Origin of the sequence: Kribbella rubisoli (genome assembly GCF_004217145.1) — a bacterium.
Lineage (GTDB): Bacteria > Actinomycetota > Actinomycetes > Propionibacteriales > Kribbellaceae > Kribbella > Kribbella rubisoli.
Window position 1 is genome coordinate 2,216,191 of the sequence record NZ_SHKR01000011.1, and the last position, 15,029, is coordinate 2,231,219.

Sequence of the window (15,029 nt, forward strand, 5' to 3'; positions counted from 1 at the left end):
GGTCCTGTTCCGGATGGCGCCGAGGAAAGCCCGCGTGGCCGACGTACATGAGGTCGCGTCGGGGATGCCGCATGTCACCAAGTGGGAGCGCGACGACGGTACGGATCGCCCGGTGTACCAGGTCGGCGGGAAGTCGTTCGTCTTCTTCCGTACGCCGCGACCGGACGCGGTCGATCCGGTCACCGGCGAGAAGTACGACGACGTGATCATGATCTGGGTCGAGTCCGAGGACGAGAAGCTCGCACTGGTCTCGGACGAGTCGACCCCGTTCTTCACCACACCCCACTTCGACGGCCACCCGTCGGTCCTCATCCGCGGCAGCGAACTGGGCGAGATCTCCAAGCAGGAGCTGACCGAGATCATCCAGGACGCCTGGCTCTCCAGAGCCTCCAACCGCCGCGCCACGACGTGGCTGAAAGAGCACCGGTTGAGCTGACCTCGCTGCCACACTGTTCCTGTGAGCTCAACGCCGCCCGGGCCGAACAACAACTGGCAGCCGAACCCCCGCGACTACAACTCGGCCCCCACCTACGGCCAGCAACCCCGCAAGAGCCGCGCCGGCCTGATCATTGCGCTGATCCTCGTCCTTGCAGTGGTCGCCCTCGGCGCCATCGGCATCGTCACCTACCGCCTGCTCACCTCGAGCTGACCGACGGCATCAACTCATCTTTCCGGAACAAAACCGTCGCCCGCCGGCAAAAATGTTCCGGAAACCGCTCCTACCGACCGGTCGTGCGGCTAGAAGATCAGCCGCCGCGAAGCGGTGTCCTCTCGGGTGGTGTTCAGCGCGGGGACAGTGCGCGGGCGGTGTCCAGGAGGTTCGTGCCGGTGGGGAGGGTAGCGATGATGGGGGTGTCGAGGCCGTTCTCGATGTAGCGGTTGATGTGGGTGCGGCATTGGGCGGGGGTTCCGTGGACGATGAGGGCGTCCAGGATCTCGAGGGGTACGGCGGCCATCGCGGCGTTGCGGTCGCCTGCGGCCCAGGCGTCGCGCATCGGCTTCATCGCAGTACCGCGGCCGAGCCAGTCGTGGAAGGCGGCGTACCCGGGGACCGTCAGGTACGTCGCGATCAGGAACCGCCCGATGTTGCGCGCCATCTCCGCGTCCTCGGTGACGCAGACGAAGATCCGCGCGGCCAGCTCCTTGTCCGGCCCGAGCTCGGCGCGCACCTGTCGTACGTCGTCTGCCGACAACCAGTTCGTGATCGCCCCATCGGCCTCCCGCGCCGCCAACCGCAGCATTTGCGGGCGCAGCGCGGCCAGCATGATCGCCGGGGGCACGTCCGGCGCCTTCTCCAACCGGAACCGGTTGATCGTGAAGCTGTCGAACGACCCGTCCACCTTCTCCCCCGCGAACGCCTGCCGCAGGAACCGCAGTACGTCGCGGGTCCGCGCGTACGGCGGGTCGTACGCGATCCCGTTCCAGCCGGTCACGATCGTCTCCGACGACGCTCCGATCCCGAGCACGAACCGCCCCGGCGCGAGATCCGCCAACGCCGCCGCACTCATCGCAAGCGCAGCCGGCCCGCGCGTATGCACCGGTACGACGGCCGTCCCCAACCGCAACCGCTGATCCCACTCAGACGCCAATACCAGCGGTGTGAACGCATCCGCGCCCGCCACCTCCGCCGACCACAGATCCGTGTACCCCAGCTCGAACAACTCCGAGACCAGCGATCGATGGTCCCGCAGCGGCACCCCGGTCAGCGGAACGGTCAGTCCCCAGCGCATCACAGCATCCTCTTCAGTGCGGCGAGCGGCGCGAACCGCATCACCTGAGCCAGCGGCCTCCACGGCCACGACGGTACGTACGCCTTCGACTTCTCGGACTCGATCGCGGTCACCATCGCCCGCACGCCCGGCACGGTGTCGACGATGAGCGGCGTGTGCGCGACCCGCTCGTTCATCTCGGACCGGATGTACCCGGGGTAGATCGTGCTGACCTTGATCGGCTTCCCGAGCAGCTCGATCCGCAACCCCTCGGCGAGCGAGGCGATCCCGGCCTTGGTCGCGGCGTACGTCGTCACCGTCTTCGGCAGCCCGCGCAGTCCGGAGATCGACGAGATGAACACGAGGTGCCCGGCGTTCCGCGCCCGGAACAGCTCCATTGCCGCCTCCGCCTGGGCGAGCGCGCCGACGAAGTTCGTCAGCGCGGTCTCGCGGTTCGCGTCGAACCGGCCGGTGCCGAGCGGCGCGCCCTTGCCGAGACCGGCGTTGACGATGATCCGGTCCAGCGGCAGCTCGGCGTCGATCTTGCGGAAGACCTCGAACACCTGGTTGTGATCGTTCACATCCAGGCTGTGGATAACCACCTGAACCTGTGGATAACGCTCGTTCAGCTCGGCCTGCAGCGCCTCGAGCCGCTCGGTCCTGCGCGCGGTCAGCGCCAGGTTGTGGCCCTTCGCGGCGAACTGCCGGGCCATCTCGGCACCGAGCCCGGAACTGGCGCCCGTGATCAGGATGTTCCGTCGCATCGCAGTCCTATCTGTAGGAGAGCAGCTCGCTGCCGACGTGGACATGCTCGTTGTAGCTCACCACAGTCAGCCCACCGCGCCCGGACACGACCTTCGTGATCGCGGTGTTGATCGTCACCGGGTTCAGCTTCGCCCACAGCCCGTCCCCGCCGGACAGCAGGCGGCTCACCACCGCCGCGATCGGCCCGCCGGATGTGAACACGAGCGCCGTTCCGCCCTTCCCGAGTCGCTCGGCCGTACGCCGTACCGCCGCCTCGGACCGGTCGCAGAACGCCTCAAACGTCTCGGTGTATCCGTCGGCGCCGTCGATCCATCTCTGCGTGGCCGCGGTGAACATGTCCTGGAACGCCCGCTGCGGATTCCCGGTGCGCGCCAGATCAGCAACCATCACCGCCCGCACGCGGTACGCCGGTTTGTGGGCGATGATCACCTGCTCGTGGTCGAACTCGTCGTACCCGTTGTCGACCTCAGGTATGAATCCGGCCAGCGTGGCCGTCTGCTGATGTCTGCGCATCGAACCGGAAACCACCACGTCCGGCTTCACGTCCGACAACGCCTCACCCAGCCGCCGCGCCTGCTGCTCACCGAGCGAGGACAGCTTGTCGTAGTCGCGGGCGCCGAACGACGCCTGCGCGTGGCGGATCAGGTGGATGGCTGCCATCTACGCCTGCCGGATGATGCGACGGCAGCGGCGCTCGAGCAGGTTGACCGGGAGCCAGAAGTTCTTGAACCGCGGATTCCGGGTCTGCTTGTGGTGATACCGGTAGTAGATCTGTTGCGCGATCACCGCGAGCCGGAACAGCCCGAACACCTCGTAGAACGCCCAGTTGTCCGCCACGAGCCCCGACCGCTTCGCGTAGTACTCCACGATCTCTTCGCGCGTCAGCATCCCCGGAACATCGGACGGCTGCAGCCTGAACCGGCGGAACGCCCAGTCGTCATCGGCCTGCACCCAGTACGCGAGCGCGCTGCCGAGATCCATCAGCGGATCGCCGAGCGTGGCCAGCTCCCAATCGAGTACGCCGACCACGTGCAGCGGATCATCCGGCGCGAGTACGACGTTGTCGAGGCGGAAGTCGTTGTGGATGACACACGTCCGTACGTCGGCAGGCTGGTTCGCCGCGAGCCAGGCCATCACGCGTTCGTAGCTGGGTACGTTCCAGGTCTTCGCCTTGCGGTACCGGTCGGACCAGCCGGTGACCTGGCGCTCGACGTACCCCGCACCGCGCCCGAGATCGGACAGCCCTGCCGCTTCAGGGTCCACCGCATGCAGCTCGGCGAGTGTGTCGATCAGCGTGAACCCGAGCTGCCTGGTCTGGTCCGGAGTCAGGTCGACACCGAGCTTGTGGTGCCCGGGGATCGTGCCGGCGACTCGCTCCATCACGTAGAACTCGGAGCCGATCACCGAGTCGTCGTTGCAGTGGGCAACCATCTCGGGGACGTACCGGAACACCGGCTTGAGGCCTGCCTGGATCCGGTACTCGCGGCCCATGTCGTGCGCGCTCTTCGCCTTCGTCCCCGCCGGCGGACGGCGCAGGATCAGGTCGTAGCCCGGGTAGCTCAATAGGTAGGTCAGGTTGGACGCGCCACTGGTGAACTGCTTCACCTCAGGCAGGCCGTCCGGCAACTCCGTCCGCCGCCGCAGCCACGCGTCGACAGCGGGTACGTCGAACGCGTCCTCGTCCCGGACCGCCCGCGCGGCATCACCCATTCGTCGGCTCGGCCCGCTGCCGGGCACGCTCCGCGATCTTGCGCATCTGCCGGTTGTACAGCGGGCGCGCGAACCGCTTCGTACGCCAGGCCATCGCGGCCGGCCGGTCCGGGATGATCAGGAACTGCTTCTTCTTGATCCCCGCGAGTACGGCGGTCGCGATGTCGTCGGCGGACCGCGGCGACTTCTCGATCAACTGTCGTGCCGTCGCGCCCATCGCACTGTCCGCGCCGCGGATCGAGTCCGCGAGGTTCGTCCGGAAGAACGACGGGCAGACCACGGACACGGTCACGCCGTACGGATGGAGCTCGTGCGACAGCGTCTCCGAGAGCGCGACGACACCGGCCTTGACCGTGTTGTACGAGCTCATCATCGGCGGGTGGACGAGCCCGGCCGCGGACGCGGTGTTCACGATGTGGCCGGATCGCTGCCGCTTGAACAGCGGGGCGAACGCGCGACAACCTCGCACGACGCCCATCAGGTTGATGTCGACGACACGGTCCCACTCGTCCAGCGTCTCGACGTCGATCCGCCCGCCGGTCGCGATCCCGGCGTTGTTGACGAGGATGTCCAGGCCGCCCCAGTTCTGCTCGCACCACGCGACCGCGGCGTCCCAGTCCTCGGCACGGCGTACGTCCAGCTTGAGGTACGCCGTGCCCTCGCCCTCCTCGGCCACATCCGTCGACAGGACCTGGTGGCCTTCGGCAACAAACTTGGCGACCAGCGCCGCACCCAGCCCACTGGCGGCGCCGGTGACGAGGACTCGGCTCACTTGGCCTCCTGAGCAGCAGACAGGTACGACGCGAGCTCGATCCTCGCGATCACCCCACGATGCACCTCGTCAGGCCCGTCGGCCAGTCGCAACGCGCGCGCACTCGTCCAGGCGGCCGCGAGCGGAAAGTCGTCGGACAGCCCGCCACCGCCGTGCAGCTGGATCGCCATGTCGATCACGTCCTGCGCCATCCGCGGTACGGCGACCTTGATCTGGCTGACCTCGCTCAACGCACCCGCGAGCCCTTGGGTGTCCAGCAGGTACGCCGTTTGCAGCACGAGCAACCGTGACTGGTTGATCGCGATCCGCGCGTCGGCGATCCGCTCGCGGTTGCCGCCGAGGTTCACGAGCGGCTTACCGAACGCAGTACGACTGGTGCCACGCTCGAGTGCGAGTTCGAGCGCCTTCTCCGCAAGGCCGATCAGCCGCATGCAGTGGTGTACGCGCCCCGGACCGAGACGACCCTGTGCGATCTCGAACGCTCGACCCGGTCCCATCAGGACGTTCGACGCCGGCACGCGGACCTCGGTGAACGAGACCTCTCCGTGGCCGTGCGGTTCGTCGTACCTGTGCATCGCCGGCAGCAGGCGCTCGACCTTCACGCCCGGGGTGTCGCGCGGGACGAGGACCATTGTGTGGCGCGCGTACCGGTGGGCGTCGGGGTCGGTGAGGCCCATGAAGATGAGGAGCTGGCAGTCCGGGTGACCGACGCCGGTGCTCCACCATTTGCGGCCGTTGATCACGACCTCGTCGCCGTCGACGACGGCGGTTGCCTCCATGTTGGTGGCGTCAGACGACGCGACGTCCGGCTCGGTCATGCAGAACGCGGACCGGATCGTGCCGTCGAGCAACGGCTCCAGCCACTGCTTCTTCTGCTCCTCCGTGCCGTAGCGGAGCAGGACCTCCATGTTGCCGGTGTCCGGCGCGTTGCAGTTGAAGATGTACGGCGCGATGAACGACCGGCCGGTGAGCTCGGCGATCGGGGCGTAGTCGAGGTTGCTCAAGCCCTCGCCGTACTGCTCGTTGCCAGGCTCGGCGGGTGGCAGGAACAGGTTCCACAAGCCGGCTTCGCGCGCCTTCGCCTGCAGGTCCTTGATCATCGGTTGCGGCTGCCACGGGTCACCGGCGGTACGGATCGCGGTGTGCAGCTCCGCCTCGACCGGCTCGATCTCGCTGCGCAGGAAGGCGTCTACCCGCGCGACAAGATCCTGAGCCCGGGCCGAAGGTTCGAACCCCATCAAGACTCCCTTCCTCGCCTTGACCGTAGCTCAGCTTCTAAGCAATGCTCAATAGATGGATCACCGGCTGTCGGCGGACGACCGCAAGAAGCAACTGGTCAAAATCGGCCTGATGATGCTGCGGACCAAACCGATCCACGAACTGTCGATCGATGCCATCGCCGGCCAGGCCGGGATCTCCCGAGGCCTGCTGTTCCACTACTTCCCGAGCAAACGCGACTACTACGTAGCCGTCATCTCCGCCGCCGGCCGCCGCCTCCTTCGCGTCACCAAGCCCGACGACTCCCTCGCGCCTGAGGAGCAACTCCGCGAGATGCTCACGCAGTTCGTCGCGTTCATCGAGCGGCGGCGTACGGCGTACATCTCGTTCGTCCGGGGCGCTGCTGGCGGAGACGACTTCGCCGTCGAGGTGTACGACGAGACTCGCGCGGGGCTGACGAAGCGCGTGCTCACCTACATCGGCACTCCTGAGGTAGCGGACGACCCCAAGTCGCTGGACTACCTCCGGATCCACGCGTGGCTCTCGTACGCCGAAGACCTGGCAATCGAGTGGTCCGGCCTACCCGAAGCCGACCGCCCATACGACGCGGAATACCTGATCAACCACGCCACCGAAGCCCTACACATGCTGCGCAAGCTGTAATCCCGCGCGGGGGAATCCCCCGCGTGCTACGCAGCCGCTTTGTTCGTCGCTCCGCTCCTCACCGCGTCCGCTCCGCCCGCTCCCACCCGGCTCATCGCCGGTGCATCCTTTCCGGCTACCGCCGGGGTCTCCGGCTATCGCCGGACCGGGCGAGCTGCCGCTCGCGGGTGACCACGGGCTTATCGCCGAGAGCGCCGAGCTCCCGCCGTGTTGTCCGGCGCCCACCGGGTCTTCCGTACCGGCGATGAGCCGGGGGTGGGTGAGAGCGGGCGCAGCAGGAACGTAATGACGAACGGAGCGCCTGCGTTAGCGCGCGTGGGCTACGGCAGGAGTTCGGGTGTGAGGTCTGGGGTTGCCATGTCTGGGTCGAAGGGGAACAGCGGGCGGAGTACGCCGTGGTGGCCTAGGCGGAGGAGGTCTTGGTCTACGCCGCCGGGGGTTAGGGCCAGGAGCCAGTCGGCGGCCAGGTTGTAGAGCTCGGGCTCGAGGTATCCGATCTTCACGATGACGAGGTCCGTTGCCGAGGGGTCGAGGCCGAGGAGGGTGAAGTCGGCGATGTGGTGGTACGGCTTGCGGCGGGACGTCAGGATGCTGTGCAGACCGCCGACCTGGACGACCGCGACCGTGCCGCCGACCGGGTCCTCCGAGAGAGAGAAGACGGTGCCGGACATCTCGGCCGGACCTGCCGGACCGGAGTCGACCTTGCCACCGGCGGCGACCTCGACCGGATTGCCGACGCCCGCCGCCACACAGGCTGCGACGGCTTCGGGGTCGACGATGCTGGCGTGGATGGCGGTGGCCTTCCCCGAGGTGAGGTCCTCGATCTTGAGCAGCTCGGCCAACGTCCACGACGTGTCGTCAGCGCCGCCGGCGGTCGGGTTGTCGCCGGAGTCGCTGATCAGGAACGGGCGGGCCGTGCTGGCGAGACCGGCCGTCACGCACTCCTCCAACGTGCCGGTCGGAGCAACGAACTCGAACCCATCACGGGCATCCCAGTACGCCTGCGCCAACTCAGCAGCGCGCGCAGTAATCAAGTCAGAATCATCACCAGTCACAACCACAGCGGCCCGGCAGCGCGGCTCGTCGGCCCACGCGTATCCGACCCACACCGCCGCATCCAGCACTCCAGCCTCGTCCGCGATCTCGCCGACCCGGTGATAGATCGACTTGGCCGGCTCGAGTCGGGTCGACGTCTTCTCGCCGGGCAGCAGCACCGGCACCTGCACCCATGCCTTGCCTGGCTTGCCCAGCCCGGAGCGCATCCGCTCGACGAGGTTGCGCAGCGCCCGCTCGCGGCTCTCCATCGCGTCTTCGTGCGGCGCCATCCGGTAGCACGTGATCAGATCCACCGCCGTACCGAGCTCCCGCGACACATTCCCATGCAGGTCCATCGACGCAGACATCAGTACGTCGGGACCGATCACGGCGCGGATCCGCGTGGCGAGATCGGCCTCCGCGTCCTGCCGGCCGACCACGCTCATCGCCCCGTGGATGTCGAAGAAGAACCCGTCCAGCTCGCCGGCCCCTTCGAGGCGGGTGATGATCTCCGCCGAGAGGTCGTCGTACACCTCCGGCAGTACGGCGCCGCCCGGCAGCGACCGGGCGTGCAGCAGCGGGACCCACTCGATCCCCTGCGCCCAGTCCTTCCCGAGGAACTCGTACCGCTCCATCAGGTGGTCCCCGCGCCGTACGTCGAAATCGGCCAGCCCGGCCCGATGCGGCGAGAACGTACTGGACTCGATGGCGATCCCGGCAATGCCGATCCGAAGGTTCATGTCTAAAACCTGCCACAACCGAGCCGTTTCGCGCACTGCCTCTTGTCCGGATTTGAACATCTCGAACCTGTCGAAAGCCCCCGCCCGGCTTCGAGGTAGCAGCACAAGCCAGCAACCGATCGAAAAGGAGAAGGACATGACCAACGAACTGCAGCGACTCGGCCGACTCGTCGGCACCTGGGACGTCAGCGGCGGCGCGACCGGTACGACGAGCTTCAAATGGATGGACGGCGGCCACTTCCTGGTCCAGCGCGGCCGCCTCGATCACGACGGCCACGAAGTGCGGATGACCGAGATCATCGGCTACGAGCACCCGTTCGGCGGGGAGCGGGGGACGGAGGTGAAGTCACGCGTGTACGACGCCGACGGCAACACGCTGGACTACGTCTACGAGCTGGCCGGCGACGAGCTCACGATCTGGGGCGGCTTCAAGGGCTCCCCCGGCCACTTCAAGGGCGTCTTCACCGAGAACGGCAACCGCCTCACCGGAGACTGGGTGTACCCGGGTGGCGGTTACCACGCCACGATGGTCCGGACCGCTGCCTCAAGGAGTGACCGATGAAGTACCTGCTTCTCGCGTACGGCGACCAGGCCGCCTGGGACACCGTCGACGTGAACAGCCCGGAGTTCCTCGCGGCCTGCAAGTTCTACGAGGACCTCGCGGCGGAGCTGACCGCGACCGGCGAGCTGCTCGGCACAGAAGGCCTGGCGCATCCGGCACTGAGCCGCACGGTACGACGTACCGCGGCCGGACCGGTCGCCAGTGACGGACCGTTCGCGGAGTCCAAGGAGGTCCTGGCGAGCTTCGCGATCGTGGACTGTGAGAGCCACGACCGGGTGATGGCGATCGCGGCCCGGATCGTCGACGCTGTCGGCGAGACGGTCGAGGTACGGCCGATCATGGCCGGACCGGAAGACATCCGCCCGGACAGCTGACGATGGAGGAGCTGTGGCGCAGCCTCGTCCCGCAGGTGCTCGGCGCACTGGTCCGCCGGTACGGCCATTTCGAGGCGTGTGAGGACGCGGTCCAGGAGGCTCTCCTGGTCGCCGCGCAACAGTGGCCCGAGCAGGGCGTCCCGGATGAGCCACGGACCTGGCTGATCCGGGTCGCCTCCCGGCGACTGATCGACCTGTTGCGCAACGAGGAGTCCCGCCGGCACCGGGAGGACGCCGTTCGTACGCCGGATATCGCTCCGGCACCGGTCAGCGCGACCGACGACTCGCTGACGGTTCTGTTCCTCTGCTGCCACCCGGCGTTGCCCGCCGCGTCCCAGATCCCCTTGACGCTTCGAGCGGTAGGCGGCCTGACCACGAGCGAGATCGCCGCCGCTCTGCTCACTCCCGAAGCGACGATCGGGCAGCGGATCAGCCGCGCGAAGCAGAAGCTGCGGGGACAACCGTTCCGTCGGCCCGACGACTACGAGGAGCGGCTGGCCGCCGTACTGCAGGTTCTTTATCTGATCTTCAACGAGGGCTACACGAGTACAGCCGGCGACGAGCTCGCGCGGGCCGACCTGTCCCGGGAGGCGATCCGGCTCGGCCGGATGCTGCACAGTCTGCTGCCCGATGACGGTGAGGCGGCCGGGCTCCTGGCCCTGATGCTGCTGACCGACGCTCGCCGGTCCGCGCGTACGACGGCCGACGGCGCGCTCGTCCCTCTCGACGAGCAGGACCGCTCGCGCTGGGATCAGGCGGCGATCCACGAGGGCACCGAGCTGATCACCAGGGCGATGCGTACGACGACACTCGGGCCGTACCAGTTGCAGGCCGCGATCGCTGCCGTCCACAGCGAGGCGACGACGGCCCGGGACACCGACTGGCGGCAGATCCTTGCCCTGTACAACTTGCTCGAACCGTTGCTGGACGGTCCGGTCGTCCGGCTGAACCGGGCCGTCGCGACTGCGATGGTGCACGGCCCCGAGGCAGGGATCCGGCTCCTCGACACGCTGTCGACCGACGAGCGCGCGCTTCGCGGCCACCGCTTCCATGCCGTCCGGGCGCATCTCCTCGAGCTGCGAGGCGATCACCGAGAAGCGGCCGATACCTACCTGTCAGCGGCAAAACTCACCACGAACACCCCCGAGCAGCGCTACCTCCGCAACCGCGCGGCACGTCTCCGCGAGCGCTAGCGGGGTGAGCCCGTGCTGCCCCGGACGATCAGCTCGGTCGCCAGCTCGACGTGGAGCGCCTCGAGCTCGTGATGATCCAGGAGGCGGGTCAGCAGGCTGACGGCCATCCGGCCCATCTCCTGCAGCGGCTGGCGGACCGTGGTGAGCTGAGGAGTAGTTGCGCGGCTGAGGTCGAGGTCGTCGAAGCCGGCGATCGAGAGATCGCGCGGGACGGACAGACCACGTTCGGCGGCGGCTTGAAGTGCGCCGATCGCGGCCTTGTCGTTGAACGCGACCAAGGCGGTCGGGCGCGGGTCGAGGTCGAGGAGCTCCAAAGCCGCCCGGTAGCCGTGCACCGTGGTCGGTTGGTCGTGGCGGACCAGCGATGCGTCGGGCAGGATCCCCGCATCGGCGAGAGCAGCGGCGTGACCGCTCAGCCGGGCGTCCGCGGCCAGCCATTCGCGTGGACCGGCGATGACGCCGATGCGAGTGTGGCCGAGCGCGGTCAGGTGCGCGGTGAGCTGGCGAGCGCCGGAGTGGTGGGCGGCCGAGACCGACGGGATGTCGCGAGGCAGCGCGGTCCGTGGATCGACCACGACGAACGGGAAGCGCCGCGAGCTCAGCCGCACCAGGTCCTCGCTCGACTCCGGCGGAAGGATGAGTACGGCGCCACCGACGTCACGCCGGGATGCCAAACCACGCAGTACGGGATCGTCCTGCGTCGCCTCGCCGGCGTTGAGGATCACCTGTCGACCGTGCCTGTCGAGGGCCTCGGCGATCGACGAGACGATCAGGCCGAAGTAGTCGGTGAGCACGTACGGGCAGCGCACGTAGACGCCGCCCTCGACGGGTTTCGGCGTACCGCCGCGCGGCACGGGCGCGGGCAGCCCGAGGTCCTCGATCGCCTGCTCGACCAGCCGCCGAGTCTCCGGCGCGATGCCGCCGACCCGGTTGACCACGCGGGACACGGTCGCGAGCGACACCCCGGCCGCAGCCGCGACGTCGCGCATCGTCGCTCTAGCGCGCGGCATTTGTTACATCACTTTGTTTCACGCTCAGCACTCTAGACCTACGCTCCCAGACCTTGACAGTGGTCGATCGCGGGCGTGTCCTGTGGCCGTTTGTTTCATCCCTGAGGAGTGCGATGAGAACACCCGCCTTCGGCGTCGCCCTTGCTCTCACGGTGGCGTCACTCACCGGACCTGCCCAGGCCCAGGCCCATCCCCCGACGACCCAGGTCAATGTCTGGGTCACCACGCCGGACCGCGCCGAGTTGCTGCACGAGCGCACGCCAGTCACGTTCCACGACGGAGCCAGTGACCGGACCACGATCACGGTCGACCCACGGACGTCGTACCAGACCATGGACGGCTTCGGCGCCTCGATCACGGACTCGTCCGCGAACGTGCTGTACCGGCTCAGCCCGGCCGACCGCGAGCAGACGATGCGCAAGCTGTTCGACCCCCGCCAGGGGATCGGCGTCAGCTTCCTGCGTCAGCCGGTCGGCTCGTCCGACTTCACCGCCGCGGCCGAGCACTATACGTACGACGACGTGCCGGCCGGCCAGACCGACTTCGGTCTGAAGCACTTCACCATCGCGCACGATCAGCAGCAGGTGCTGCCGTTGCTGCGGCGGGCAAAGCAGCTCAACCCGCAGCTCAAGGTGATGGCGACGCCGTGGAGCCCGCCCGCGTGGATGAAGACCGCGGACTCGCTCGTCGGCGGCCGGCTCAAGGATGACCCCAAGGTGTACGACGCCTATGCGCGCTATCTGGTGAAGTTCGTCCAGGCGTACGCGAAGGCCGGCGTACCGGTCGACTTCCTCTCCATCCAGAACGAGCCGCAGAACCGCAAGCCGAGCGCCTATCCAGGCACGGACATGCCGGTTCGCCAGGAAGCAGCAGTGATCACCGCCCTGGGTCCATTGCTGCAGAAGGCGAGTCCGCGCACGAAGATCCTCGGCTACGACCACAACTGGACCACGCATCCCGGCGACATCGCCTCGACGCCGCCTGGTGAGGACCCGGAGACCGACTACCCGTACAAGCTGCTCCAGACGCCGGCGGCCAAGTGGATCGCGGGTACGGCGTACCACTGCTACTCCGGCGACCCTTCGAAGCAAACCGACTTGCACAACGCGTTCCCGTCGAAGGGCATCTGGTTCACCGAGTGCTCCGGCTCGCACGGGCCGACCGACACCCCTCCGCAGATCTTCCGCGGCACGCTGACCTGGCACGCGCGCACGCTCATGCTCGGTACGACGCGCAACTGGGCCAAGTCGGTCGTCAACTGGAACATCGCACTCGACTCCACCGGCGGCCCGCACCTCGGCGGCTGCGACACGTGCACCGGCCTGGTCACGCTGCAGCCGGACGGGACGGTGACGACGGATGCGGAGTACTACACGATCGGTCACCTGTCGAAGTTCGTGAGACCGGGCGCGGTGCGGATCGGGAGTACGTCGTACGGGACGACCGGATGGAACGGGCAACTGATGTCCGCCGCCTTCCGCAACCCGGACGGCAGTACTGCGCTCTTGGTGCACAACGAGAACGACGACCCGCGCAGCTTCACGGTCGCGGTGGGCGACAAGTCGTTCGACTACGAGCTGCCCGGCGGAGCGATTGCGACGTACACCTGGGGCCGGCCGGCAACCGACGTACCGCAGCAGCTGACTGTTGCCGGTGCGACGGCGAGTGACAACGGTGCGGATGCCGGGCTGTTGACCGATCAGGACGGGTCGACGGTGTGGCAGAGCAAGGCCGCGCAGACGCCCGGTCAGTGGGTGCAGGTGGATCTGGGCAAGACGCAGACGTTCCGCTCGGTTGCTCTGGACAGCGGTGGGAATGTCGGCGACTACGCGCGCGGCTACGAGGTTGCTGTCAGCAAAGATGGTGTGAGCTGGCAGACGGTTGCGTCCGGCACATCCACGGGGCAACTCACCACGGTCAAGCTACGGCCGACGTTTGCGCGCTACGTGCGGGTGACGTCGACGGGATCGGCTGCTAACTGGTGGAGTCTGGCTGATATCCGAATCTATCGCTGAGCCGGCACGCGACGGCGGCGGCCTTCTCGTTGCTTGCAGCAATGATCTGCAGGCCGACGGGGAGGCCGTCGGTCGGTAACGGGATGCTGACCGCGGCGTGCCGGGTGAGGTTGGCCAGGCGGGTGTTGTTGAGCAACTGCTTGCGTACTTCGAGTCCGCCGTCGGGCGTGGCCGCTTCGGTGATGAGCGGCGCGGTGGTCAGGACGGTCGGCGTGAGTACTGCGTCCACCTGTTGCAGCACAGCGTCCAGCTGCCGCGTGATCGCTATCGCGTCTTCCTGTGCGCGCGTGTAGTCAGCTGGCTGCACAGCCGAAGCCTCACGCAGCCGCTGCTGCACATCTGGTTGGTACCGGTCGTGGGAGCGTCCCAAGTGATTCGCCACCGCTTCAGGGCCTTGGAGGTTGGCTGCCGTCGTGAAGCTGTGCGACCACTCCGGTAGCTGCACGTCAAGCGCGTCAAACGTCTCCAACGCGGCAGACCACGCCGGGCGTGCCTCGGCGGTGAGTCGGAGGTACTCGGGGTTGGTTGCCACACCTAGCCGAGGCTCAAGCAGGTCGAAAGCCCTCAGCCCGCCCAGAGCGGTGAGCGCGTAGGCGGCGTCCGCGGCGGTGCGGGTCAGCACACCGACGTGGTCGAGCGACTGCGACAGCGGGAACACTCTGTCCGCCGGGATCGTGTTGTACGACGGTTTGAACCCGACGACCCCGCACAGTGCAGCCGGGATGCGCACCGAGCCCGCAGTGTCCGTGCCGATCGCCAGCAGCACCACACCGGCCGCTACCGCAGCAGCTGACCCGGAGCTGGAACCACCTGTCATCCGCGACGAGTCATGCGGGTTCCGGCACGGGCCGACGCGGTTCGACGTACCTGTGCAGCCGTAGGCGTACTCATGCGTGTGCGACAGCCCGATGATGATCGCGCCGGCCGCGCGCAACCGCCGTACGACCTCAGCGTCCTTCCGGCCCACCTCATCCATCGATGCGGACCCACACCGGTACGGCAGCCCCTCGACCTCGACGATCTCCTTCACCAGCACCGGCACACCCGCCAGCGCCCCACCCCGGTCATGCGCCGCGGCCGCCTTGCGCGCACCCTCCACATCCAGGTGCACAACAGCATTCAGCTCCGCAGCATCGGCGGCCCGCGCCAACGCCACCTCAACCAACTCAACAGGGTCCAGCGACCCGTCACGAACCCCGGCGGCAGTTTCCTCGAGCGTCCTCACCGGCCCATCAGACCATGGAGAGGAAACGGAAACAGGGG

General features: G+C 67.8%; 16 protein-coding genes. 7 read left to right on the forward strand and 9 right to left on the reverse strand.

All coding sequences use genetic code 11. The annotated features are described in order from the left end of the window. The first annotated feature begins 34 nt into the window (after positions 1 to 34). Together EV645_RS13705 and EV645_RS13710 are read left to right on the forward strand one after the other, a co-directional pair. The gene (locus tag EV645_RS13705) at positions 35 to 436 is read left to right on the forward strand and encodes an MmcQ/YjbR family DNA-binding protein (RefSeq protein ID WP_242000372.1); all 402 of its coding nucleotides are present in this window, start codon (positions 35 to 37) and stop codon (positions 434 to 436) included. 21 nt (positions 437 to 457) lie between these two features. Then, positions 458 to 649: a hypothetical protein gene (locus EV645_RS13710; RefSeq protein WP_130443243.1), complete on the forward strand. Its 192-nt coding sequence runs from the start codon at positions 458 to 460 to the stop codon at positions 647 to 649. 133 nt (positions 650 to 782) lie between these two features. On the opposite strand, the gene EV645_RS13715 is transcribed toward EV645_RS13710, so the two are convergent. Genes EV645_RS13715 through EV645_RS13740 form a run of 6 tightly spaced genes read right to left on the reverse strand, consistent with a single transcriptional unit; the run spans position 783 to position 6,194 of the window. Beyond that, a complete protein-coding gene (locus EV645_RS13715) occupies positions 783 to 1,730 on the reverse strand; it encodes an LLM class F420-dependent oxidoreductase (RefSeq protein WP_130443245.1) in 948 nt (315 codons plus the stop codon). Next, positions 1,730 to 2,473, reverse strand: a complete 744-nt coding sequence (locus EV645_RS13720; RefSeq protein ID WP_130443247.1) for an SDR family oxidoreductase — start codon at positions 2,471 to 2,473, stop codon at positions 1,730 to 1,732. Before EV645_RS13720 ends, EV645_RS13715 begins: the two co-directional genes overlap by 1 nt. A 7-nt stretch (positions 2,474 to 2,480) precedes the next feature. Next, complete coding sequence (locus tag EV645_RS13725) at positions 2,481 to 3,134, reverse strand: histidine phosphatase family protein (RefSeq protein ID WP_130443249.1); 654 nt, start codon at positions 3,132 to 3,134, stop codon at positions 2,481 to 2,483. After that, positions 3,135 to 4,184, reverse strand: coding sequence for a phosphotransferase family protein (locus tag EV645_RS13730; protein WP_130443251.1), 1,050 nt, complete (start codon positions 4,182 to 4,184; stop codon positions 3,135 to 3,137). Continuing rightward, positions 4,177 to 4,956 (reverse strand): SDR family oxidoreductase, encoded by a 780-nt coding sequence (locus EV645_RS13735; RefSeq protein ID WP_130443253.1) that lies wholly within the window; start codon positions 4,954 to 4,956, stop codon positions 4,177 to 4,179. Before EV645_RS13735 ends, EV645_RS13730 begins: the two co-directional genes overlap by 8 nt. Beyond that, the gene (locus EV645_RS13740) at positions 4,953 to 6,194 is read right to left on the reverse strand and encodes an acyl-CoA dehydrogenase family protein (protein WP_130443255.1); all 1,242 of its coding nucleotides are present in this window, start codon (positions 6,192 to 6,194) and stop codon (positions 4,953 to 4,955) included. Before EV645_RS13740 ends, EV645_RS13735 begins: the two co-directional genes overlap by 4 nt. A gap of 55 nt (positions 6,195 to 6,249) precedes the next feature. On the opposite strand from EV645_RS13740, the gene EV645_RS13745 reads away from it, so the two are divergent. Continuing rightward, positions 6,250 to 6,837 (forward strand): TetR/AcrR family transcriptional regulator, encoded by a 588-nt coding sequence (locus EV645_RS13745; protein WP_130443257.1) that lies wholly within the window; start codon positions 6,250 to 6,252, stop codon positions 6,835 to 6,837. A 320-nt stretch (positions 6,838 to 7,157) separates the two neighbouring features. Here EV645_RS13745 and EV645_RS13750 read toward each other — a convergent pair whose 3' ends face one another. Next, the gene (locus tag EV645_RS13750) at positions 7,158 to 8,612 is read right to left on the reverse strand and encodes a M81 family metallopeptidase (protein WP_198681569.1); all 1,455 of its coding nucleotides are present in this window, start codon (positions 8,610 to 8,612) and stop codon (positions 7,158 to 7,160) included. Between the two features lie 136 nt (positions 8,613 to 8,748). Here EV645_RS13750 and EV645_RS13755 point away from each other — a divergent pair, with 136 nt between their 5' ends. The 3 genes from EV645_RS13755 to EV645_RS13765 are packed head-to-tail and all read left to right on the forward strand — an operon-like array spanning position 8,749 to position 10,741. Further along, positions 8,749 to 9,174 (forward strand): hypothetical protein, encoded by a 426-nt coding sequence (locus EV645_RS13755; RefSeq protein WP_198681570.1) that lies wholly within the window; start codon positions 8,749 to 8,751, stop codon positions 9,172 to 9,174. Further along, a complete protein-coding gene (locus tag EV645_RS13760; protein ID WP_130443261.1) occupies positions 9,171 to 9,548 on the forward strand; it encodes a YciI family protein in 378 nt (125 codons plus the stop codon). Before EV645_RS13755 ends, EV645_RS13760 begins: the two co-directional genes overlap by 4 nt. A gap of 2 nt (positions 9,549 to 9,550) precedes the next feature. Beyond that, the gene (locus EV645_RS13765; RefSeq protein ID WP_130443263.1) at positions 9,551 to 10,741 is read left to right on the forward strand and encodes an RNA polymerase sigma factor; all 1,191 of its coding nucleotides are present in this window, start codon (positions 9,551 to 9,553) and stop codon (positions 10,739 to 10,741) included. On the opposite strand, the gene EV645_RS13770 is transcribed toward EV645_RS13765, so the two are convergent. Further along, complete coding sequence (locus EV645_RS13770; RefSeq protein ID WP_130443265.1) at positions 10,738 to 11,751, reverse strand: LacI family DNA-binding transcriptional regulator; 1,014 nt, start codon at positions 11,749 to 11,751, stop codon at positions 10,738 to 10,740. The genes EV645_RS13765 and EV645_RS13770 overlap by 4 nt on opposite strands. 113 nt (positions 11,752 to 11,864) lie before the next feature. On the opposite strand from EV645_RS13770, the gene EV645_RS13775 reads away from it, so the two are divergent. Next, a complete protein-coding gene (locus EV645_RS13775) occupies positions 11,865 to 13,766 on the forward strand; it encodes a discoidin domain-containing protein (protein WP_130443267.1) in 1,902 nt (633 codons plus the stop codon). On the opposite strand, the gene EV645_RS13780 is transcribed toward EV645_RS13775, so the two are convergent. Beyond that, complete coding sequence (locus EV645_RS13780; protein WP_242000373.1) at positions 13,726 to 14,991, reverse strand: amidase; 1,266 nt, start codon at positions 14,989 to 14,991, stop codon at positions 13,726 to 13,728. The two genes, EV645_RS13775 and EV645_RS13780, sit on opposite strands and share 41 nt — an antisense overlap. Between the last annotated feature and the right edge of the window lie 38 nt (positions 14,992 to 15,029).